A 21,493-nucleotide genomic window follows, 5' to 3' on the forward strand; every position below is an offset into this window, starting at 1 on the left:
GACCTCGCTTTTAGCGAGGCTTTTCTTCTATCCGAATCTAGTAACACATTTCAGCAAACTTGTCGCATTCTCTTTCTAGTGGTATAATGTTACTATCTCGATGAATTGAGGAAACAAGATGAAAGAATATAACAAATCTAGTAAGTTAGAGCATGTTGCTTATGATATCCGTGGTCCTGTTTTGGAAGAAGCCATGCGGATGCGAGCAAATGGAGAAAAGATTTTACGTCTGAATACAGGAAATCCAGCAGAATTTGGCTTTACAGCGCCAGATGAGGTCATTCATGACTTGATTATGAATGCGCGTGATAGTGAAGGGTATTCTGACTCCAAAGGAATTTTCTCAGCCCGTAAGGCCATCATGCAGTATTGCCAGTTGAAGAAATTCCCCAATGTGGATATTGATGATATTTACCTTGGAAATGGTGTCAGCGAGCTGATTGTTATGTCCATGCAGGGGCTTTTGGACAATGGAGACGAGGTCTTGGTACCTATGCCAGACTATCCTCTCTGGACAGCTGCTGTCAGCCTAGCTGGAGGAAATGCCGTTCACTATATCTGTGATGAGGCTGCAGAATGGTATCCAGATATTGACGATATCAAGTCAAAAATCACTTCCAATACCAAGGCGATCGTCCTTATCAATCCAAACAACCCAACTGGAGCCCTTTATCCTAAGGAACTCTTGCTGGAAATTATTGAGATTGCCCGTCAAAACGATTTGATTATCTTTGCGGATGAAATCTATGACCGCATGGTAATGGATGGACATGTGCATACGCCTGTGGCGAGCTTGGCACCAGATGTTTTCTGTGTCAGCATGAATGGTCTGTCAAAATCGCATCGTATCGCTGGTTTCCGTGTGGGTTGGATGGTCTTGTCTGGACCTAAGACTCATGTCAAGGGTTATATCGAAGGACTCAATATGCTATCCAACATGCGCCTTTGCTCTAACGTTTTGGCCCAACAAGTCGTACAAACTTCCTTGGGTGGTCACCAGTCGGTCGATGAATTGCTCCTTCCTGGTGGACGAATTTACGAGCAAAGAAATTTCATCTACAATGCTATTCAAGATATTCCAGGTTTATCTGCTGTTAAACCCAAGGCTGGACTCTATATCTTCCCTAAAATCGACCGCACTATGTACCGTATCGATGATGATGAGCAGTTTGTCCTTGATTTCTTGAAGCAGGAAAAGGTTCTCTTGGTTCATGGGCGAGGCTTTAACTGGCAGGAACCAGATCACTTCCGTATCGTTTATCTTCCGCGTGTCGATGAACTGGCCCAAATCCAAGAAAAGATGACTCGATTCTTAAAACAGTATCGTAGATAGGGCTTACATTCGAAAAAGCGCCAAAAAGCTGGAAACATTTGCCTAGAGCTATTGACAAAAGTGAAAGAATCAGATAGAATAGTAAAGTATGTTTAGTAACTGATCACTTTATAGCCGGCTAAACGAATACAAAATCTATGAGGAGGTATTCATCGTGAAACGTACTTATCAACCAAGTAAACTTCGTCGTGCGCGCAAACACGGATTCCGTAACCGTATGTCAACTAAAAACGGTCGTCGCGTATTGGCAGCTCGTCGTCGTAAAGGACGCAAAGTTTTGGCTGCATAATCCAAACGAATTATATCAAAAATCAGTAGGAACTCGAGTCTACTGATTTTTATTTTTGTAAAAAATTTCAAAATACTTTATATTTTTGTTCAAATAGTGTATAATATTTCGCATACTGTAAAAATGGAGAATAATCATGAAGAAATCAAAAGTTATGCTTTTTGGAGCTATGGCTTTGACAGCAGGTCTAGCTCTAGCGGCATGTGGGTCTTCCCAATCAAGTAATGCAGATAAGACTTACTCTTATATCTTTGTCAATAACCCAGATACCTTGGATTACATTACCTCTACTCGAGACTCTACATCTAGTATCACAGCAAACTTGATTGATGGCTTGTTGGAAAATGACCAGTATGGCAATCTCATTCCATCTATGGCTGAGTCATGGACTGTGTCAAAAGATGGCTTGACTTACACTTATAAAATTCGTCAGGGAGCTAAATGGTACACTTCGGAAGGAGAAGAGTATGCGGATGTAACGGCTCATGACTTTGTGACAGGTCTCAAGTATGCGGCTGATAAAAAAGCTGAAAACTTGTACTTGGTACAAGACTCTATCAAGGGGCTAGCAGACTATGTTGAAGGGAAAACATCCGATTTTGGAACTGTTGGTGTGAAGGCAGTGGATGATTACACACTACAATACACCCTCATCCAACCTGAAACTTATTGGAACTCTAAAACAACAGCAAGTATTCTTAGTCCTGTAAATGAAGCCTTCTTGAAGTCTAAGGGAGATGACTTTGGAAGTGTGACACCATCAAGTATCTTGTCAAATGGTCCTTACTTGTTTAAATCTTTCACATCAAAATCTTTGATTGAATTTGATAAAAACCCTAATTACTGGGATAAGGACAATGTTAAAATCGAGAAAGTGAAACTCTCTTTCTTTGACGGATCTGACCAAGATAGCATTGCTAGAGGTTTCTTGGATGGTAACTATACAGATGGTCGTATCTTCCCAACAAGTTCAGTCTTTGCTGAGCTTAAGAAGGGAAATGAGGACAAGATTACCTATACACCACAAAACTCAGTTACTTTCTACTATCTTTTCAACGTCAATCGTCAAAGCTACAAGCAGACTATGAAAAAGTCTGATAAGGAAAAGACAGATTCACGCGCAGCCATGCAAAATAAAGATTTCCGTCAGGCTATCAACTTTGCCTTTGATCGTCATGCTTATGCAGCACAGACAAATGGTGAAGATGGAGCAGACCGTATCTTGCGTAACACAGTTACACCAAGTAACTTTGTCCAAGTTGGCGATAAGAACTTTGGTGATATTGTCAATGAAAAAATTGTCAACTACGGTAAAGATTGGGCAAATATCAATCTAAACGATGGTAAGCAAGCCTTCTTGAACCCTGACAAGGCCAAAGAGAAATTTGCTAAGGCCAAAGAAAGCCTGCAAGCTCAAGGAGTAACCTTCCCAATTCATTTGGATATGCCAGTTGACCAGACTGCTAAGTTGGATGTGCAACAGGCTGGATCTTTCAAACAAACAGTGGAAGAAACCCTTGGTAAGGATAATGTGGTTATCGATGTTATCCAACTATCTCCGGATGAAAAAGACCAGGCAACCTACTTTGCAGATACAGCAGAACAAAAAGACTACGACATCGACATCTCAGGATGGGGTGGAGACTACTCAGATCCTAAGACTTACCTAGCCATCCTTGATCCAGAAACAGGTTCTCAGTTGAAAAACATGGGCTTGACTGAAGGAAAAGATAAAGAAGTGAAGGACAAGATTGGTCTTTCTGACTACAAGAAACTCTTGGATCAGGCCGACGCTGAAATCACAGATACTCAGGCTCGTTATGAAAAATACGCTGAAGCCCAAGCTTGGTTGACAGATAGTGCCCTCTTCCTACCAGTTCAAAGTGGTGGAGCCAACCCAATCTTCCGTAAGACTGTACCGTTTACAGGTCCATTCTCATTCGTTGGACACAAAGGAGATGCAGACAACTATAAATATGTTGAATTGCAAAAAGAGCCAGTAACTGCTAAACAGTACCAAGAACTTTATGAAAAATGGCTAAAAGAAAAAGCTGAGTCAAATAAAAAAGCTCAGGAAGATTTAGCTAACCACATTCAATAGTATTCCTAGTCATGCTTTTCAGTTAATACTCAATGAAAATCAAAGAGCAAACTAGAAAGCTAGCCGCAGGTTGCTCAAAGCACTGCTTTGAGGTTGTAGATGAAACTGACGTGATTTGAAGAGATTTTCGAAGAGTATAAGCATAGTGACTGGATTCATAAAAAGGCCTTACCAGATACTTCTTGGTTCTGGTAGGGCCTTTTCTTTATTCTTTTAAGTGATAGGAGTAGCTAGCGACAACGACGTCTTGGTGCCAACGGAGAGCATATTTGAGTTTGAGGCTCATCTGATTGTGTAGGATATTTTGCCAAGGTTTATTCGGGATAAACTGGGGTACAAGGACAGTGACTGTATAGTTCTTTTTCTGGGCATCCTCAGAGATTCGTTTGACATACTTGACAGTAGGCGTAATGATGTCACGGTAGCTGGTCTTGATATTTTTCAGAGTAATGGTTGGAAAGTAATCGGCAAATTCTTGGAGAATTTCTTGGTCTTTTTCTGCTGTTTCCTTAGTAGAAATGTGCATAGCTAGGACTTCATCTCCGATACTTTGAGCGTAGTTAATGGCTCCAACGCTGACGCGTGTGACATTCCCTACTAGAACGAGGACAAGATTGCCATCGTAGGTACGTTTTTCGATTCCTTCATAGAGACGCAGTTGTTGAGCTACTTTTTGGTAATGACTGTGAATGGCTAAGAAGAGTAGGGTGAGTACGAGAATAATCGGGAAGAAAGGCCAGATATCGCTGAGACGGAAAAAGAGCAGAATCAGCACGATAGCGTAGCAAATGATTGCCCCAAGGATATTAGCAAGAGCAGGTTTTAAGAAATTTGCTCCTTTTTCTTTTTTCCAATGGCGAATCATCCCAGTCTGAGAAAGGGCAAAGGGAACGAAGACCCCGATAGTATAAAGAGGAATCAAACGTTCGGTATTACCATTAAAAATGAGAAGAAGAATCATAGCTCCAAATGCCAGAGTTAAAATTCCATTAGAGTAGCCTAGGCGGTCTCCTTTTTCCATAAAGAGGTGGGGCATGTATTTGTTTTTAGCCATATTGTAAGCTAGCATAGGGAAGGCTGAAAAGCCAGTGTTTGCAGCTACGGCCAAAATCAAGGCTGTGGAGAATTGGAAGATATAATAGCCAAGGTGGCCTAAGAAGGAATTACCAAGGATGCCTTGAGCCATCTGTGAAAGAATAGTTTCTCCGTGTTGAGGCATAATCCCCATCCAGTAGTTTAGGAAGGTAATACCAGCAAAAAGAAATCCTAGAATCAGTGACATGATAGTCAAGGTCTGAGCAGCATTCTTTTCTTTCGGAGCCTTGAAAAAGGGAACGGCATTTGAAATAGCTTCAACTCCTGTCAGAGAGGCAGAGCCACTGGTAAAGGCTCTTAGAATGAGAACGATAGACAGACTCGGTACAGCATGCCCGATAGGAGAAGTTGCCTGATAGCTGAGAGAACCAGTTACTAGTTGAAAGATTCCATAGAGCAAGAGAAAGACAGTACTAATGATAAAGAGATAGACAGGAATCATCAGTGAGCTGGCAGATTCTTTCAACCCTCGTAAGTTCAAGAGCATGAGCAAGCAAACTAGAAAAATGGAAATGTGGAGATTGTAAGGGTGGAGAGCAGGGAGAGCTGCTGTGATAGCATCAGCTCCAGAAGCAACAGATACTGCTACGGTCAGCATGTAGTCAACCAGCAGACTACCTCCAGCGATCAAGCCAAGTTGGGGAGATAGATTTTCTCGAGTAACCATATAGGCCCCTCCACCTTGAGGGTAGGCATGGATGATTTGACGGTAGGAAACGGTCAGGCTAGCTAGGAGCAGGAGGACAAAGAGGCCGATGGGAAGGCTCCACCATATAGCAAGAGGAGAGAGACTAACCAAGACGAGGACTACTTGCTCAGGTCCATAGGCAATGGAGGACAGAGCGTCGCTTGACAACATGGCCAGTGCCTGCATTTTTCCCAGCAACCCTCCCTCGCCTTCTGTTAAGGACTTAAGAGGACGACCGATAAAGGTCTGTTTTAATTTTGTAAACATAGTTGTTCCCTTTGTTGAAAAATTCAATAAGTGTTATTATACTGCTTTGGACAAAGAGCGTCAAGAGACGATGGTGGGTTTTAGAATATTTTTTACAGATGAGGAGAGAGGTCAGTTTTTTTGCTATAATAGTAGATAGAAAACGAGGTTAGAAGAGATGATTTTTGATACACATACACACTTGAATGTAGAAGAATTTGCGGGTCGTGAGGCAGAAGAAATTGCCTTGGCTGCTGAGATGGGTGTGACACAGATGAATATTGTTGGTTTTGATGAACCGACGATTGAGCGTGCTTTGGAGTTGGTGGATGGGTACGACCAACTCTACGCAACCATTGGTTGGCATCCTACAGAAGCTGGTACTTATACAGAGGAGATTGAAGCCTACTTGCTTGACAAGCTCAAGCATCCCAAGGTAGTTGCCTTTGGTGAGATTGGCTTGGACTACCATTGGATGACAGCGCCCAAAGAAGTGCAGGAGCAGGTTTTTCGCCGTCAGATTCAGTTATCTAAGGACTTGGATTTACCTTTTGTGGTCCATACCCGTGATGCGCTGGAAGATACCTATGAGATTATCAAGAGCGAGGGAGTTGGTCCTCGTGGTGGCATCATGCATTCTTTCTCAGGAACACTTGAATGGGCAGAGAAGTTTGTCGCGCTTGGCATGACTATTTCCTTCTCAGGAGTGGTGACTTTTAAGAAGGCAACCGATATCCAAGAGGTGGCAAGAGAACTTCCTTTGGACAAGATTTTGGTGGAAACGGATGCGCCTTATTTGGCTCCTGTTCCTAAACGGGGTCGCGAAAACAAAACAGCCTATACTCGCTATGTAGTAGATTTTATCGCGGATTTGCGTGGCATGACGACAGAGGAGTTAGCAGCAGCAACGACTGCAAATGCAGAGCGCATTTTTGGATTGGACAACAAGTAATGAAAGAAAAAATTTCCCAAGTCATCGTGGTTGAAGGTCGCGATGATACGGCCAATCTCAAGCGTTATTTCGATGTGGAGACCTATGAGACTCGAGGTTCTGCCATCAATGACAAGGATATAGAGCGGATTCAGCGCCTGCACCAACGTCATGGAGTCATTGTCTTTACAGACCCGGATTTTAATGGGGAGAGGATTCGGCGCATGATCATGACGGCTATTCCAACAGTTCAACATGCCTTCCTCAAACGAGATGAAGCTGTTCCCAAGTCCAAAACCAAGGGACGGTCTCTGGGAATTGAGCATGCCAGCTATGAAGACCTGAAAACGGCTCTCGCTCAGGTGACAGAACAATTTGAACATGAGAGTCAGTTTGACATCAGTCGTAGCGACTTGATTCGCCTTGGTTTTCTAGCAGGAGTAGATAGTCGTAAGCGACGAGAATATCTAGGAGAGGCTCTCCGAATTGGCTATTCCAACGGCAAGCAACTTCTCAAACGCTTAGAGTTGTTTGGAGTTACCTTGGCAGAAGTGGAAGAAGCTATGAAATCTTATGAGGATAGCTAAGCAGACACCAAATACAAGGGGAATGTGTTACAATAGTAGTAACAGATAATAGAAAAGAGAATAAATGAGAATTGCAGATTACAGCGTGACCAAGGCAGTACTGGAGCGTCACGGTTTTACCTTTAAAAAGTCCTTTGGGCAAAATTTCTTGACTGATACCAATATCCTACAAAAAATCGTGGATACGGCTGAAATTGATGACCAGGTTAATGTTATCGAAATTGGGCCAGGGATTGGTGCCTTGACGGAGTTTCTGGCTGAGCGTGCAGCAGAGGTCATGGCCTTTGAGATTGACCACCGTTTGGTGCCGATTTTGGCAGATACCTTGCGTGATTTTGATAATGTGACCGTGGTCAACGAGGACATTCTTAAAGTTGATTTGGCGCAACATATCCAGAATTTTAAAAATCCTGACCTGCCAATCAAGGTAGTGGCTAATTTGCCTTACTACATCACGACACCTATTCTCATGCACTTGACCGAAAGTGGGATTCCTTTTAGTGAGTTTGTGGTCATGATGCAAAAAGAGGTAGCTGACCGAATTTCAGCCCAGCCTAACACTAAGGCATATGGCAGCTTGTCAATCGCTGTCCAATACTATATGACAGCTAAGGTTGCCTTTATCGTGCCTCGTACGGTATTTGTGCCAGCGCCAAACGTGGACTCTGCTATTTTGAAAATGGTGCGTCGTCCAGAACCAGCTGTAGCAGTGGAAGACGAGAACTTCTTCTTTAAGGTTTCCAAGGCTAGTTTCACCCATCGCCGCAAGACCTTGTGGAATAACTTGACAGGTTACTTTGGCAAGACTGAAGAGGTCAAGGACAAGCTAACCAAGGCTTTGGACCAAGCAGGTTTGTCACCAAGTGTGCGTGGGGAAGCTCTCTGCTTGGAAGAATTTGCCAGCCTAGCAGATGCGCTTAAAGGACAAGGACTTTAAAATGCAGGGACAAATCATTAAAGCCTTGGCTGGCTTCTACTATGTGGAGAGCGATGGTCAAGTCTATCAAACACGCGCGCGTGGGAATTTCCGTAAAAAAGGGCATACTCCCTACGTTGGGGATTTGGTCGACTTTTCTGCGGAGGAAAATTCAGAAGGCTATATCCTCAAGATTCATGAACGGAAAAACAGTCTGGTCCGTCCGCCTATTGTCAATATTGACCAAGCTGTGGTAATCATGTCTGCCAAAGAACCTGATTTTAACAGCAATTTATTGGATCGTTTCTTGGTTCTTTTGGAGCACAAGGACATCCATCCCATCATTTATATTTCTAAAATGGATTTGTTGGAAGATAGGGAAGAACTGGATTTTTATGAACAGACTTATGGTGATATCGGCTACGACTTTGTGACCAGTAAAGAAGAATTTTTGCCCTTGTTAACAGGCAAGGTTACAGTCTTTATGGGGCAGACAGGTGTTGGGAAATCAACTCTTCTCAATAAAATCGCACCAGACCTCAATCTTGAAACAGGAGAAATTTCAGACAGTCTGGGTCGCGGGCGCCACACTACTCGAGCTGTTAGTTTTTACAACCTCAATGGGGGTAAAATCGCAGATACACCAGGTTTTTCATCATTGGATTATGAAGTATCAACGGCGGAAGACCTCAATCAGGCCTTCCCAGAGATTGCCACTGTCAGCCGAGACTGTAAATTCCGCACTTGTACCCATACCCATGAGCCGTCCTGTGCAGTGAAGCCAGCGGTCGACGAGGGAGCCATCGCGTCTTTCCGTTTTGACAACTACCTACAATTTCTCAGTGAAATTGAAAATCGCAGAGAAACCTATAAAAAAGTCAGCAAAAAAATTCCAAAATAAGGAGAAACCTATGTCTCAATACAAGATTGCTCCGTCAATTCTGGCAGCAGATTATGCCAACTTTGAACGTGAAATCAAACGTCTAGAAGCAACTGGTGCAGAATATGCCCATATCGATATCATGGATGGGCACTTTGTGCCACAAATCAGTTTTGGTGCAGGTGTGGTCGAAGCTCTTCGTCCTCATAGTAAGATGGTCTTTGACTGCCACTTGATGGTAGCTAATCCAGAGCATCATTTAGAAGACTTTGCGCGTGCAGGTGCCGATATCATCAGCATCCATGCGGAAGCAACGCCTCATATTCATGGCGCCCTTCAAAAAATTCGTTCACTCGGAGTTAAGCCTTCAGTCGTTATCAATCCTGGCACACCAGTTGAAGCCATCAAGCACGTCCTTCATCTAGTTGAGCAAGTTTTAGTCATGACGGTTAATCCAGGTTTTGGTGGGCAAGCCTTTCTACCAGAGACCATGGATAAAGTCCGTGAGTTGGTTGCTTTTCGTGATGAAAAAGGCTTGAACTTTGAAATCGAAGTGGATGGCGGGATTGATGATCAAACTATTGCCCAAGCCAAAGAAGCTGGTGCGACCGTTTTTGTAGCAGGTTCCTATGTCTTTAAGGGAGATGTCAATGAGCGAGTACAAACTCTCAGAAAACAACTGGACTAAGGTTGCCGTTTTTGCAGGCGGAGACCGTGGTCATTATCGGACGGACTTTGATTGCTTTGTTGGTGTGGATCGGGGCTCGCTCTGGGTCTTGGAAGAAAACCTTCCTCTTGCTCTAGCGGTTGGAGATTTTGATTCTGTCACTGCAGAAGAGCGACAGGTGATTCAAAAAAGTGCCCAACATTTTGTCCAAGCCCGACCAGAAAAGGATGATACCGATTTGGAACTGGCTCTCTTGACCATCTTTAAGAACAATCCTCAGGCTCAGGTCACTATTTTCGGTGCCTTGGGTGGTCGTATTGACCATATGTTGGCCAATGTCTTTCTGCCTAGCAATCCCAAGTTGGCACCATATATGCGTCAAATAGAAATTGAGGATGGGCAAAATTTGATTGCCTATTGTCCAGAAGGGACCAGTCAGCTACAGCCTCGTTCAGACTACGACTATCTAGCCTTTATGCCGGTTCGGGATAGCCAGCTGACCATTCTTGGAGCCAAGTATGAGTTAACTGAGGAAAATTTTTTCTTTAAAAAAGTGTACGCTTCTAACGAATATATAGATAGGGAAGTTTCGGTGACTTGCCCAGATGGCTATGTGGTCGTGCTGCATAGCAAGGACAGGAGGTAGGATGGAAAGTTTACTTGTTCTATTATTGATTGCCAACCTAGCTGGTATCTTTCTGATTTGGCAAAGGCAGGATAAGCAGGAAAAATATCTGACCAAGAGCTTGGAGGATCAGGCAGATCACTTGTCAGACCAGTTGGATTACCGTTTTGAACAAGCAAGACAAGCCAGTCAGTTAGATCAAAAAGACTTGGAAGTAGCTGTCAGCGACCGTTTGCAAGAAGTGCGAATTGAATTGCACCAAGGTCTGACTCAGATCCGTCAAGAAATGACAGATAATCTCTTGCAAACTAGAGATAAGACCGACCAACGTCTTCAAGCCTTGCAAGAATCAAATGAGCAACGTTTGGAACAAATGCGCCAGACGGTCGAGGAAAAGTTGGAAAAGACCTTGCAGACGCGCTTGCAGGCTTCCTTTGAGACAGTTTCCAAACAACTGGAGTCTGTTAACCGCGGCCTTGGAGAAATGCAGACAGTTGCCCGCGATGTCGGAGCCCTCAACAAGGTTCTCTCTGGAACCAAAACGCGAGGAATTCTGGGAGAATTGCAACTGGGACAAATCATCGAAGACATCATGACTCCTGCTCAGTATGAACGAGAATATGCAACGGTTGAAAACTCCAGTGAACGAGTGGAGTACGCTATCAAGTTACCTGGGCAAGGCGACCAGGAATATGTTTACCTACCGATTGACTCCAAGTTTCCACTGGCAGATTATTACCGCTTGGAAGAAGCATATGAAGCAGGTGATAAGGACGAAATTGAACGCTGTCGTAAGTCACTCCTAGCCAGCGTCAAGCGCTTTGCTAAGGATATCAGGAACAAGTATATAGCCCCACCTCGGACGACTAATTTTGGAGTCTTGTTTGTTCCAACAGAAGGTCTCTACTCAGAAATCGTACGCAATCCGGTCTTCTTTGATGATTTGAGACGGGAAGAGCAGATTATTGTCGCAGGGCCAAGTACCTTGTCGGCTCTGCTTAACTCTCTATCAGTTGGCTTCAAGACTCTCAATATCCAGAAGAGTGCCGACCATATCAGCAAGACTCTTGCCAGTGTCAAGACCGAGTTTGCCAAGTTTGGTGGCATTCTGGTCAAGGCACAAAAACATCTCCAACATGCCTCTGGCAATATTGATGAATTATTAAACCGTCGTACCACAGCTATTGAGCGGACGCTCCGTCACATTGAGTTATCAGAAGGTGAGCCTGCGCTTGATCTACTCCATTTCCAAGAAAATGAGGAAGAATATGAAGATTAGTCACATGAAAAAAGATGAGCTGTTTGAAGGCTTTTACCTAATCAAGTCAGCTGACCTGAGACAAACTCGCGCTGGGAAAAACTACCTAGCCTTTACCTTCCAAGATGATAGTGGCGAGATTGAAGGGAAACTCTGGGATGCCCAACCTCATAACGTTGAGGCCTTTACCGCAGGTAAGGTTGTTCACATGAAAGGGCGCCGAGAAGTTTATAACAATACCCCTCAGGTCAATCAAATTACCCTTCGCCTGCCTCAGCCTGGTGAACCAAATGACCCAGCTGATTTCAAGGTCAAGTCGCCAGTTGATGTCAAGGAAATTCGTGACTACATGTCGCAAATGATTTTCAAGATTGAAAATCCTGTTTGGCAACGAATTGTCCGAAATCTCTACACCAAGTATGATAAAGAATTCTACTCTTATCCAGCTGCCAAGACCAACCACCATGCCTTTGAAACGGGTTTGGCCTATCATACGGCGACCATGGTGCGTTTGGCAGATGCCATTAGCGAGGTCTATCCTCAGCTCAATAAGAGCCTGCTCTATGCAGGAATTATGTTGCATGACTTGGCCAAAGTTATTGAGTTGACGGGACCAGACCAGACTGAGTATACAGTGCGAGGCAATCTCCTTGGACATATTGCTCTGATTGATAGTGAAATTACCAAGACAGTTATGGAACTCGGTATCGATGATACCAAGGAAGAAGTCGTTCTGCTTCGCCACGTCATCCTCAGCCACCACGGCTTACTAGAGTATGGAAGTCCGGTTCGCCCACGTATCATGGAGGCAGAGATTATCCATATGATTGACAATCTGGATGCTAGCATGATGATGATGTCAACCGCTCTGGCTTTGGTGGATAAGGGAGAGATGACCAATAAAATCTTCGCTATGGACAATCGTTCCTTCTATAAACCAGATTTAGATTAATAATTTAAGAAAAACGAGCATTTTTTAGGGCAAGAATGTTCGTTTTTTTATGTGAATATGGTATAATAGATAAAATATCAAAATTAAATGAAATGGGAAATAGAAATGAAATTAAGAAGAAGTGATCGGATGGTTGTCATTTCCAACTATTTGATTAATAATCCTTATAAACTAACTAGTCTCAATACTTTTGCTGAAAAGTATGAATCTGCTAAATCATCCATCTCAGAAGATATCGTCATTATCAAACGTGCCTTTGAGGAAATCGAAATCGGCCACATCCAGACAGTTACTGGGGCTGGTGGGGGTGTCATCTTTACACCATCAATCTCAAGTCATGATGCCAAGGAAATGGTTGAGGACTTGCGTGCCAAGTTGTCAGAAAGTGACCGTATCTTGCCAGGTGGCTACATCTACCTATCTGATTTGCTTAGCACACCAGCTATCTTGAAAAATATTGGTCGCATTATTGCCAAGAGCTTTATGGACCAAAAAATTGATGCGGTTATGACAGTAGCGACTAAGGGTGTTCCACTTGCAAATGCAGTTGCCAATGTCCTCAATGTTCCTTTTGTTATTGTGCGCCGCGACCTGAAAATTACCGAAGGTTCAACTGTCAGCGTCAACTATGTATCCGGTTCAAGTGGTGACCGTATCGAGAAAATGTTCCTTTCAAAACGTAGTCTCAAGGCAGGCAGCCGTGTCTTGATTGTGGATGACTTCTTGAAAGGTGGCGGAACTGTCAATGGGATGATCAGCCTCTTGCGTGAGTTTGATTCAGAATTGGCAGGTGTAGCAGTCTTTGCGGATAATGCTCAAGAAGAACGCGAAAAGCAGTTTGACTACAAGTCACTCTTGAAGGTAACCAATATTGATGTCAAGAACCAAGCCATCGATGTTGAGGTTGGTAATATCTTTGACGAAGATAAATAAGAGATAGAACTAAAGGTTGGAACGATTGTCCCAGCCTTTCTTTGCAAATAGAATAGAAGGAAACTTATGAAAACACCATTTATCAATAAAGAAGACTTAGAAAAGATTGTTGCCGAGTTCCCGACTCCCTTTCACTTGTATGATGAGAAGGGAATTCGTGAGAAGGCAAGAGCTGTCAACCAAGCCTTTTCGTGGAATAAGGGCTTTAAGGAATATTTTGCAGTTAAGGCTACTCCAACACCAGTTATCTTGAAAATTCTCCAAGAGGAAGGCTGTGGTGTGGACTGCTCTAGTTATGTAGAGCTTTTGATGAGTCATAAGCTGGATTTCCCTGGTTCTGAAATTATGTTCTCTTCAAACAACACGCCAGATAAGGAATATGCCTATGCGCGTGAATTGGGTGCGACCATTAACTTGGATGCCTTTGAAGATATTGAACACCTGGAGCGAGCAGCAGGCATTCCAGAAATCATTTCTTGTCGTTACAATCCTGGAGGTGTTTTTGAGCTAGGAACAGATATTATGGACAATCCTGGAGAAGCCAAGTTTGGCATGACCAAGGACCAGCTCTTTGAAGCTTTTGCCATATTGAAGGAAAAAGGAGCTAAGACTTTTGGGATTCACTCCTTCCTAGCGTCCAATACCGTGACCCATCTCTATTATCCAGAGTTGGCTCGTCAGCTTTTTGAATTGGCTGTTGAAATCAAGGAAAAGTTGGGCATTTCGCTAGACTTTATCAATCTTTCTGGCGGTATTGGTGTCAACTATCGTCCAGACCAGGAGCCAAATGATATTGCCTTGATTGGTGAGGGAGTTCGTAAGGTGTATGAAGAGGTCCTTACGCCAGCAGGTCTTGGTCAAGTCAAGATTTTCACCGAATTGGGTCGCTTTATGTTAGCACCTCACGGTGCTTTGGTCACAAGAGTTACCCATAAGAAGAAAACCTACCGTACCTATCTAGGTGTGGATGCATCGGCAGTCAACCTCATGCGTCCAGCCATGTACGGAGCCTACCACCATATTACCAATCTGACACATCTAGAAGGACCAGCTGAAGTGGTAGATGTGGTCGGTTCACTCTGTGAAAACAATGATAAATTTGCAGTGAATCGCGAATTGCCTCATACAGAAATCGGTGATTTGCTGATAATTCATGATACAGGTGCCCACGGTTTTTCAATGGGTTACCAGTACAACGCCAAACTTCGTTCTGCGGAAATCCTCTATACCGAAGAAGGTAAAGCCCGTCAAATCCGCCGTGCAGAGCGCCCTGAGGACTACTTTGCAACCTTGTATGGCTTTGATTTTGAAGAATAAAATGATAAGTAATTGAAAATGAAATTGAAAAACAGATTGCTTTCTAAAAAATAGGCAAAAATCTTGTTTTTCCTTCAAGTCGTGATATAATAAAACTATAAAACGTTTTCAAGGAAGGTAACGATATGTCTGAAGAAACAATTGATTATGGACAAGTGACAGGAATGGTGCATTCGACAGAAAGCTTTGGATCAGTAGATGGGCCGGGTATTCGCTTTATTGTCTTTTTGCAGGGCTGTCACATGCGTTGCCAGTATTGCCATAACCCTGACACTTGGGCTATGGAGTCCAATAAATCACGTGAACGGACGGTAGATGATGTCTTGACAGAGGCCTTGCGCTACCGTGGTTTCTGGGGAAATAAGGGTGGGATTACAGTCAGTGGAGGAGAAGCCCTCTTGCAGATTGATTTCTTGATTGCCCTCTTTACCAAGGCCAAAGAACACGGAATCCACTGTACTTTGGATACCTGTGCCCTTCCTTTCCGTAATAAACCACGTTACCTTGAGAAGTTTAACAAACTCATGGCTGTCACTGACTTGGTCCTCTTGGATATCAAGGAAATCAACGAAGAACAGCACAAGATTGTCACTAGCCAAACCAATAAAAACATCCTGGCCTGTGCCCAGTATCTATCAGATATTGGAAAACCTGTCTGGATTCGCCATGTGCTAGTTCCAGGTTTGACAGACAGAGATGATGACTTGATTGAACTTGGTAAGTTCGTTAAGACCCTCAAAAATGTTGATAAGTTTGAAATTCTACCTTATCACACTATGGGTGAGTTCAAATGGCGTGAATTGGGAATTCCATATTCCCTCGAAGGGGTTAAACCACCAACAGCAGACCGCGTCAAGAACGCTAAAAAACTCATGGATACCGAAAGTTATCAAGACTATATGAAACGTGTACATGGATAAAAAAGAAGCCTGATGGAAACATCGGGCTTTTAAGTTTACACAAATATATATAATTAAATAAAACAAAATTTTATACTCTTCGAAAATCTCTTCAAACTACGTCAGCGTCGCCTTACCGTACTCAAGTACAGCTTGCGGCTAGCTTCCTAGTTTGCTCTTTGATTTTCATTGAGTATTAAATCTTTTGACTCTTGAAATTCTGAAAAAAATCCGAAAATGAATATGTAAGATATAGTTACTTTTAGAAATATTAAATAGAATAGGAGAACATCTATGGAACAAAGTATTACTATTAAAAATTTATGTAAGTCATATGGCCAAACTCAAATTTTAAAAGATATTTCTTTTGAAGCAAAAGCAGGTAGAGTGACTGCTTTCCTAGGTCCAAATGGAGCTGGTAAAAGTTCAACATTACGTATTTTATTAGGATTAGACAAAGCAACATCTGGTCTTACCAAAATTGGAGATCAAACTTATAAGGAATTAAAATTTCCTCTAAAGACTGTAGGAGCTTCATTTGACAGTGTAGGAGCTCCTGATGATCGGACTGTTTATCAACATTTGAAAATAGTTGCTGCTAGTAATGGGATATCCAGTCAGCGAATTGAACAAGTCTTGGATATGGTGGATATTAGCCATAAGAAAAAATCTAAAATTGGGAAATTATCATTAGGAGAAGGACAACGATTAGGAATTGCAACAGCTCTATTAGGCAATCCTCAATATCTGATATTGGATGAACCGACTAATGGGTTGGATCCAAGAGGAATTCGGTGGTTTAGAGAGTTTATAAAAAAACAAGCTCAAGAAGGAAAGACAGTCTTGCTATCATCTCATATATTATCGGAAGTGGAAGCAGTAACAGATGATGTAGTTATCATAAATAAAGGAAAAGTTCTTATAAAAGGCACTTTACAAGAAGTGATGAAAAATCTTTCCTCACTAGAAGAAGTCTTCTTTAATTTAACAGAGGGAGGAAAGTGACATGGCACTTATTTACTCTCTTCATTCTGAAATATTGAAATTGCTTTATAGGAGAGCTACTCATGTTGTACTATTCTTGATACTCGTATTTCAAACATTTTTAGCAAATATTGGTGCTTCTCAAATTGTTTCAGTTGGTATTCATGCTACACCAGAGACAAATCCAGAATTAGCAGAAGCTATACCTCCTATTGAATTTTTAGGTTTTGATGTCACTTTATTTGGTGTTTTTATTATGATTATCCTAGGCTCAATTTACGGAGCCGAGGAGTATAAATGCTCTGCTATTCGTACAAGTCTCCTCTCTATTACAAATCGAAGTACTTTCCTAGTTTCAAAAACATTAGTTTGGATTGTATTTTCTTTTTTCATTTCCTTTCTATCAATATTCCTTACGATTAACATGACACATTATGTTTTAGGACAAGATGGCTTATTGCTTTTTTCACTAAATGGAACAGTTTGGTTCTATATATTTTTAGCCAGTATAGCTTGGACCTTGTTGGGACTTCTAGCCTATATTATGGCTTTGACATTTAAAACAGCCATTGTTCCTCTATTATTTTTGCTTCCCCAAGTCTACAATTTAGGAACATTCTTAGCAAACTATATATCGGTTGCAAAATTTCTTCCAGTTGCATTGGGGCAAGGGTTGATTGCTACATCTCCTCAAATTTTAGAACATAATAGTTTACAAAATATTTTATTGTTACTTTGTTGGAACTTCTCATTCTTGGCTTTAGCAATCTACCGATTACTTAAGTCAGATATTGGAGGAGGTGAATAAGTTGAAAGAGCAACTTAAAAGTGAGTATCTCAAGTTTATTATGAATCCTTGGCACTGGTTGATTATAGGTGCTCTATTACTGTGTGTTCCAGCGCTAGTTATTTTTTTAAATAATAAGCCAGACCAGTTGACCCTACAGTTTGTTTTGGAACAGCTACTGCAAAGTCTCTATTTAGGACAGGCAGGTTTCATTAGTCTAGCGGTCCTATTTATAGGTCAAGAATTTACAGGTTCTAGCCTTCGTACCAGTTTTCTTACCTGTCCAAACCGTTTGAAATTTATAATATCTAAACTAGCTATTCTATTATGTATTGAAATTATCCTATTGGTCGCTGTAATATCATTATGTATACTACTTGCCCAAGGATACTACAATATCAATCTGTTGAGCGATATTAAACATGTTCTAACAATTCTATTTCCAGCTTGTATTTCTATTCTAACCTTCTCTCTTTTAAGTGGTATTTTTGTATTTATTTCCCAGTCTTTTATCTTAATTTTGGGAATCAGTTTATCCCTTTTATTGGGGTTGGGGCAAATGTTATTACAATTCAGTTCTTTTTTTAGAAATTTACCATTACTGGCTAGTATGAATTGTTTTTATACCTATCCATTGTCTCTTTATTATCCAGTGTGGCAAGGCTTAGGGATACAAATAGTTTGGTTATTAATTGTTTTTCTATTTGCTACATTGATACTTATAGGAAAAAATGTACGCTAAAGACAGGGGTTATCCTGTCTTTTTCTCAGTTAGTGCTATAATATATTCAGGAGGGTGAGTTATGGCTTATAAAATTTTGGTGGTAGATGATGATCTTGCTATTCTTCGCCTAATAAAAAAAGTACTAGAATATGAAAAATATGAAGTGGTCATACGAAATAAGATAGAAGAGATTGATCTTTGTGATTTTACAGGATTTGACTTGATTTTATTAGATATTATGATGCCTGTTAGTGGTTTAGAAATCTGTCAGATGATTCGCGAGCAGATAACTGTCCCTATCTGTTTTATAACTGCTAAGGATATGGATGAAGATTTAGTAGCTGGAATTAATGCGGGTGCTGATGATTATATTATGAAGCCCTTTAGTATGCAAGAATTGTTAGCACGTGTTAAAATGCACTTACGTCGTGAAGAACGGATTAAAGGAAATGTTCATCAAATAAAGATTGGGAAGCTTATACTATATACGGATAGTAAGGAACTATTTGTAAATGATGATAAGATTGCTCTGACAAGGAGGGAATTTGACATAGTGAATCTTTTGGCAAGCAACCCAAGTAAAATATACTCTATAGAGGAAATTTATAATTATCTATATCCACAAAGTTCAGAAGCGCTTTTACGTTCGGTTTCAGAGTACATTTATCAAATTCGTCAAAAGCTGAAACCTTATCAATTAAATCCAATTAAAACCTTATACGGTGGAGGATATCAATGGGTAGAATCAAAAGTTTTAGACAATTAATTCGAGAAACCTGTTGGAGAATTATTTGGCAGTTTAGTCTTGGCTTACTAATGGCCTATCTTATTCCCTTAGCTTCAGTATCTATACAAATAAACGAAGATGGGAAACCTTTAAACAATAGTGGTGTTCTATCAATCTTTTTCAATGTGTCATCGTGGATATATATTTGTGTTTTATTGATAGTTCTAATAAGTTATCACATTGGAAAATTGTTGAAAAAACTGAGTTATGAAATGACTTTGATTTATGAAAATAGTATGTGGTTGGAGAGGGAATGTACAGAAAGTTTAACAGTTAAAGAATTTCGTGAGACAGGAAATCGGATTATTATGATGCAAGATAGAATTCGACAATTAATAATTGATGAGAAAGAACAGAAAGAAGATTTGATGTTTCAGGTTTCAGCAGCTTCTCATGATTTAAAGACACCCTTAACCATTATTAGGGGAAATGTAGAATTCTTGCAGGCGATAACTGAAAACGACCAATCTCAAGAATGCTTAGCAGATATAGAAAGAGCTAGTCAACAGTTACTAGATTATTTCAATCAATTGATTCACTATTCTAAAACCTATTATGATGATGAGACAGGTTGGACGGAGTATTCCTCTTCAGATTTTATCAATGAATTAGAGAAAGAAGTCTCTTTTTTGATAAAAAATCAGATGAAGTTTTCTTTTGAACAAAATGTGAAAGGAACTGAAAACTATTATATAAATCCATCTCTTCTGATTCGTGCCATACAAAATATTTTAACAAATGCTTTGGAATACGCCGATAAACAGAATCCTAAAATTAAAATTAGAGTAGAGCAAGAGGGGAAGGAATTGAAAATAGGTATATGGAATAATGGTTCGGAATTTCCAGAGGAAGTTTTAAATAATTTTGGAAAGCTCTTTTATCGTATGGATAAAGCTAGATCGTATAAAGAGCAACATTATGGTATTGGACTTAGTTTTGTATGTAGAGTTGCAAAACTACACAAAGGCCGAGTTGAGCTTAGAAATAGAGACGAGGGAGCAGAAGTTTTAATGACTCTCAATTGTATTAAATCATAGCGATTTACTTGTTAATTTATGATTGAATCGTTTTTAGAATATTTAACTTTTTCGATTAGTATAGGATGTAACAGTAGATAATAAAAACGAATGATGATATCTAGTTGATGAAAACTATTTATCATTCATTCGTTTTTTTAATTATTGGATAATATACGCAGCTTTATCTCGAACGTTGTTTTCCAGCGTTGCGATTTTTGTGTTTTTTCTTGCTTGTGATAGCAGTTGGTTGTTCGGGGGTAACGTCTTTTCGTCCACTTGGTGTAGAGAAAGCACGTGCTTTTGGTGGGTTCTTGGCTAGTTCTTCACGGACTTTTTTGCGAAGTTTTGGACGAACGATATAGTTGACGATAAACTGTTGGAGAATCATCATGAAACCACCGACAACCCAGTAAAGTGTGACACTAGCTGGTGAGAAGAGGGAGAAGACGACGATCATGAGTGGGCTCATGTAAATCATTTTCTTGATCTGTTCTCTTTGCATTTCATCTTCTACTCCGTGAAGTGAAAGGAGTGATTGAAGATAATAAAGAATACCAGCGAAGGCAACCAAAATCATACTTGGAGAACCTAGAGGAATTCCTAGGTAGCTTGCTTGAGCAACACCTTCAGTATGTTGGGCAGCAAAGTAGATAGCTGAGAAGAAAGGCATTTGAAGGAGGATAGGGAAACATCCTACACCACCAAACATGCTGATGCCGTGCTCTTTTTGAGCAGCAAAGAGAGCTTGTTGGGCTTCGAGTTTTTCTTCTTGAGTAGTTGCTTCTTTGAGACGTGTTTGGTGTGGCTCAAGGACGTGCTTGAGGGCGTTCATCTTTTCAGAGTGAAGCGTCGCCTTCCATGATTGGTAGATACCAAGTGGCAAGATAATCAAGCGCACGATAATGGTTACGATGATGATACCAACCCCAAAACCAAGTCCCTTGTCATTGGCGAAGTACTTGATAGCTTCAGCCATAGGCGCTCCGATAGTATTCCAAATAAATCCTGTTGGCTGGCCTGTGGCTTTATCGACATTGACACAGCCAGTTAAGACTAGCAACATAGCCACTCCCATAGCTGAGAGTGCAAAACGTTTAATAGATTTCACTGTTTTTATTCCTTCTTTAAAAATTATACCTTTCTATTCTACTGTTTTTTTACAAAATATACAATAGTTCTAGAGACCTAATTTGCGATTTTAAAGTCAGGGTAAGGAGGAAAGTTGCTCAGTTTGACATCTAAGTAGCTGACTTTTGAAAAAGGTGTTGGTCCTTTGCGGATTTCTTGGATAAATTTTGCCATGATAGCAGATGAGTCTGCTTGGGCTAAAATTTCCACTGTGCCATCGTCGTTATTCCATACTCGACCTGTGATGCCACCAATTTGAAGTGCCAGGCTATAAACACCCCAACGAAAGCCGACTCCCTGCACCCTACCTTGGGCAATCATTCTAACCTTTTGCATACCAAACCCCT

Annotated in this window: 22 protein-coding genes; 19 read left to right on the forward strand and 3 right to left on the reverse strand. The window is 41.1% G+C overall.

Annotated elements, in window-relative coordinates; translation table 11 throughout:
• Positions 1-118 precede the first annotated feature (118 nt).
• The 3 genes from N8O43_RS07680 to N8O43_RS07690 all read left to right on the forward strand — a co-directional run bounded on the left by N8O43_RS07680 (position 119) and on the right by N8O43_RS07690 (position 3,723).
• Positions 119-1,333 carry a pyridoxal phosphate-dependent aminotransferase gene (locus N8O43_RS07680; RefSeq protein ID WP_261090022.1) on the forward strand — a complete coding sequence of 405 codons (1,215 nt, stop codon included), beginning with the start codon at positions 119-121 and terminating at the stop codon, positions 1,331-1,333.
• Between the two features lie 154 nt (positions 1,334-1,487).
• On the forward strand, positions 1,488-1,622 hold the full coding sequence (gene rpmH, locus N8O43_RS07685; protein ID WP_000831905.1) for a 50S ribosomal protein L34: 135 nt from the start codon (positions 1,488-1,490) through the stop codon (positions 1,620-1,622).
• A 136-nt stretch (positions 1,623-1,758) separates the two neighbouring features.
• Positions 1,759-3,723 carry a peptide ABC transporter substrate-binding protein gene (locus N8O43_RS07690; protein WP_261090021.1) on the forward strand — a complete coding sequence of 655 codons (1,965 nt, stop codon included), beginning with the start codon at positions 1,759-1,761 and terminating at the stop codon, positions 3,721-3,723.
• A 205-nt stretch (positions 3,724-3,928) separates the two neighbouring features.
• Here the strand turns inward: N8O43_RS07690 and N8O43_RS07695 are convergent, their stop codons facing one another.
• Positions 3,929-5,773, reverse strand: a complete 1,845-nt coding sequence (locus N8O43_RS07695; RefSeq protein ID WP_261090020.1) for an APC family permease — start codon at positions 5,771-5,773, stop codon at positions 3,929-3,931.
• Positions 5,774-5,930: 157 nt separating this feature from the next.
• Between N8O43_RS07695 and N8O43_RS07700 the strand changes: the two genes are divergently transcribed.
• The 16 genes from N8O43_RS07700 to N8O43_RS07775 all read left to right on the forward strand — a co-directional run bounded on the left by N8O43_RS07700 (position 5,931) and on the right by N8O43_RS07775 (position 20,036).
• Positions 5,931-6,704: a TatD family hydrolase gene (locus N8O43_RS07700; RefSeq protein WP_261090019.1), complete on the forward strand. Its 774-nt coding sequence runs from the start codon at positions 5,931-5,933 to the stop codon at positions 6,702-6,704.
• Positions 6,704-7,270, forward strand: coding sequence for a ribonuclease M5 (gene rnmV, locus N8O43_RS07705; protein ID WP_261090018.1), 567 nt, complete (start codon positions 6,704-6,706; stop codon positions 7,268-7,270). Before N8O43_RS07700 ends, rnmV begins: the two co-directional genes overlap by 1 nt.
• Before the next feature lie 64 nt (positions 7,271-7,334).
• Positions 7,335-8,207, forward strand: a complete 873-nt coding sequence (gene rsmA / locus N8O43_RS07710) for a 16S rRNA (adenine(1518)-N(6)/adenine(1519)-N(6))-dimethyltransferase RsmA (RefSeq protein WP_153210443.1) — start codon at positions 7,335-7,337, stop codon at positions 8,205-8,207.
• Position 8,208: 1 nt separating this feature from the next.
• Positions 8,209-9,087, forward strand: a complete 879-nt coding sequence (gene rsgA / locus N8O43_RS07715; protein WP_153210463.1) for a ribosome small subunit-dependent GTPase A — start codon at positions 8,209-8,211, stop codon at positions 9,085-9,087.
• A 10-nt stretch (positions 9,088-9,097) separates the two neighbouring features.
• Entirely contained in the window at positions 9,098-9,754 is a 657-nt protein-coding gene (gene rpe / locus N8O43_RS07720; RefSeq protein ID WP_049516014.1) for a ribulose-phosphate 3-epimerase, read from the forward strand.
• On the forward strand, positions 9,717-10,379 hold the full coding sequence (locus N8O43_RS07725) for a thiamine diphosphokinase (protein ID WP_261090015.1): 663 nt from the start codon (positions 9,717-9,719) through the stop codon (positions 10,377-10,379). Before rpe ends, N8O43_RS07725 begins: the two co-directional genes overlap by 38 nt.
• A 1-nt stretch (position 10,380) precedes the next feature.
• Positions 10,381-11,637, forward strand: a complete 1,257-nt coding sequence (locus tag N8O43_RS07730) for a DNA recombination protein RmuC (protein WP_261090014.1) — start codon at positions 10,381-10,383, stop codon at positions 11,635-11,637.
• A complete protein-coding gene (locus N8O43_RS07735) occupies positions 11,627-12,568 on the forward strand; it encodes a 3'-5' exoribonuclease YhaM family protein (protein WP_049492793.1) in 942 nt (313 codons plus the stop codon). Before N8O43_RS07730 ends, N8O43_RS07735 begins: the two co-directional genes overlap by 11 nt.
• 105 nt (positions 12,569-12,673) lie before the next feature.
• Entirely contained in the window at positions 12,674-13,501 is an 828-nt protein-coding gene (gene purR, locus N8O43_RS07740; RefSeq protein WP_004238844.1) for a pur operon repressor, read from the forward strand.
• Between the two features lie 66 nt (positions 13,502-13,567).
• Positions 13,568-14,818: a diaminopimelate decarboxylase gene (locus tag N8O43_RS07745; RefSeq protein ID WP_261090013.1), complete on the forward strand. Its 1,251-nt coding sequence runs from the start codon at positions 13,568-13,570 to the stop codon at positions 14,816-14,818.
• Between the two features lie 125 nt (positions 14,819-14,943).
• Positions 14,944-15,738: a pyruvate formate-lyase-activating protein gene (gene pflA / locus N8O43_RS07750; RefSeq protein WP_078237940.1), complete on the forward strand. Its 795-nt coding sequence runs from the start codon at positions 14,944-14,946 to the stop codon at positions 15,736-15,738.
• A gap of 273 nt (positions 15,739-16,011) precedes the next feature.
• Positions 16,012-16,722, forward strand: coding sequence for an ABC transporter ATP-binding protein (locus N8O43_RS07755; protein WP_049551412.1), 711 nt, complete (start codon positions 16,012-16,014; stop codon positions 16,720-16,722).
• Between the two features lies 1 nt (position 16,723).
• Entirely contained in the window at positions 16,724-17,509 is a 786-nt protein-coding gene (locus N8O43_RS07760) for an ABC transporter permease (RefSeq protein ID WP_261090012.1), read from the forward strand.
• A 1-nt stretch (position 17,510) separates the two neighbouring features.
• A complete protein-coding gene (locus N8O43_RS07765; RefSeq protein ID WP_261090011.1) occupies positions 17,511-18,230 on the forward strand; it encodes an ABC transporter permease in 720 nt (239 codons plus the stop codon).
• Positions 18,231-18,291: 61 nt separating this feature from the next.
• Positions 18,292-18,978: a response regulator transcription factor gene (locus tag N8O43_RS07770; protein WP_000323581.1), complete on the forward strand. Its 687-nt coding sequence runs from the start codon at positions 18,292-18,294 to the stop codon at positions 18,976-18,978.
• Positions 18,948-20,036, forward strand: a complete 1,089-nt coding sequence (locus N8O43_RS07775) for a sensor histidine kinase (protein ID WP_261090010.1) — start codon at positions 18,948-18,950, stop codon at positions 20,034-20,036. The genes N8O43_RS07770 and N8O43_RS07775 overlap by 31 nt, the downstream gene beginning before the upstream one ends.
• A 163-nt stretch (positions 20,037-20,199) precedes the next feature.
• On the opposite strand, the gene yidC is transcribed toward N8O43_RS07775, so the two are convergent.
• Both yidC and N8O43_RS07785 read right to left on the reverse strand, forming a co-directional pair.
• Positions 20,200-21,126 carry a membrane protein insertase YidC gene (yidC, locus tag N8O43_RS07780; protein ID WP_049551841.1) on the reverse strand — a complete coding sequence of 309 codons (927 nt, stop codon included), beginning with the start codon at positions 21,124-21,126 and terminating at the stop codon, positions 20,200-20,202.
• A gap of 77 nt (positions 21,127-21,203) precedes the next feature.
• Positions 21,204-21,482 carry an acylphosphatase gene (locus N8O43_RS07785; protein ID WP_261090007.1) on the reverse strand — a complete coding sequence of 93 codons (279 nt, stop codon included), beginning with the start codon at positions 21,480-21,482 and terminating at the stop codon, positions 21,204-21,206.
• Positions 21,483-21,493 lie beyond the last annotated feature (11 nt).

Origin of the sequence: Streptococcus mitis (assembly GCF_946190335.1) — a bacterium.
GTDB classification, from domain to species: domain Bacteria; phylum Bacillota; class Bacilli; order Lactobacillales; family Streptococcaceae; genus Streptococcus; species Streptococcus mitis_CH.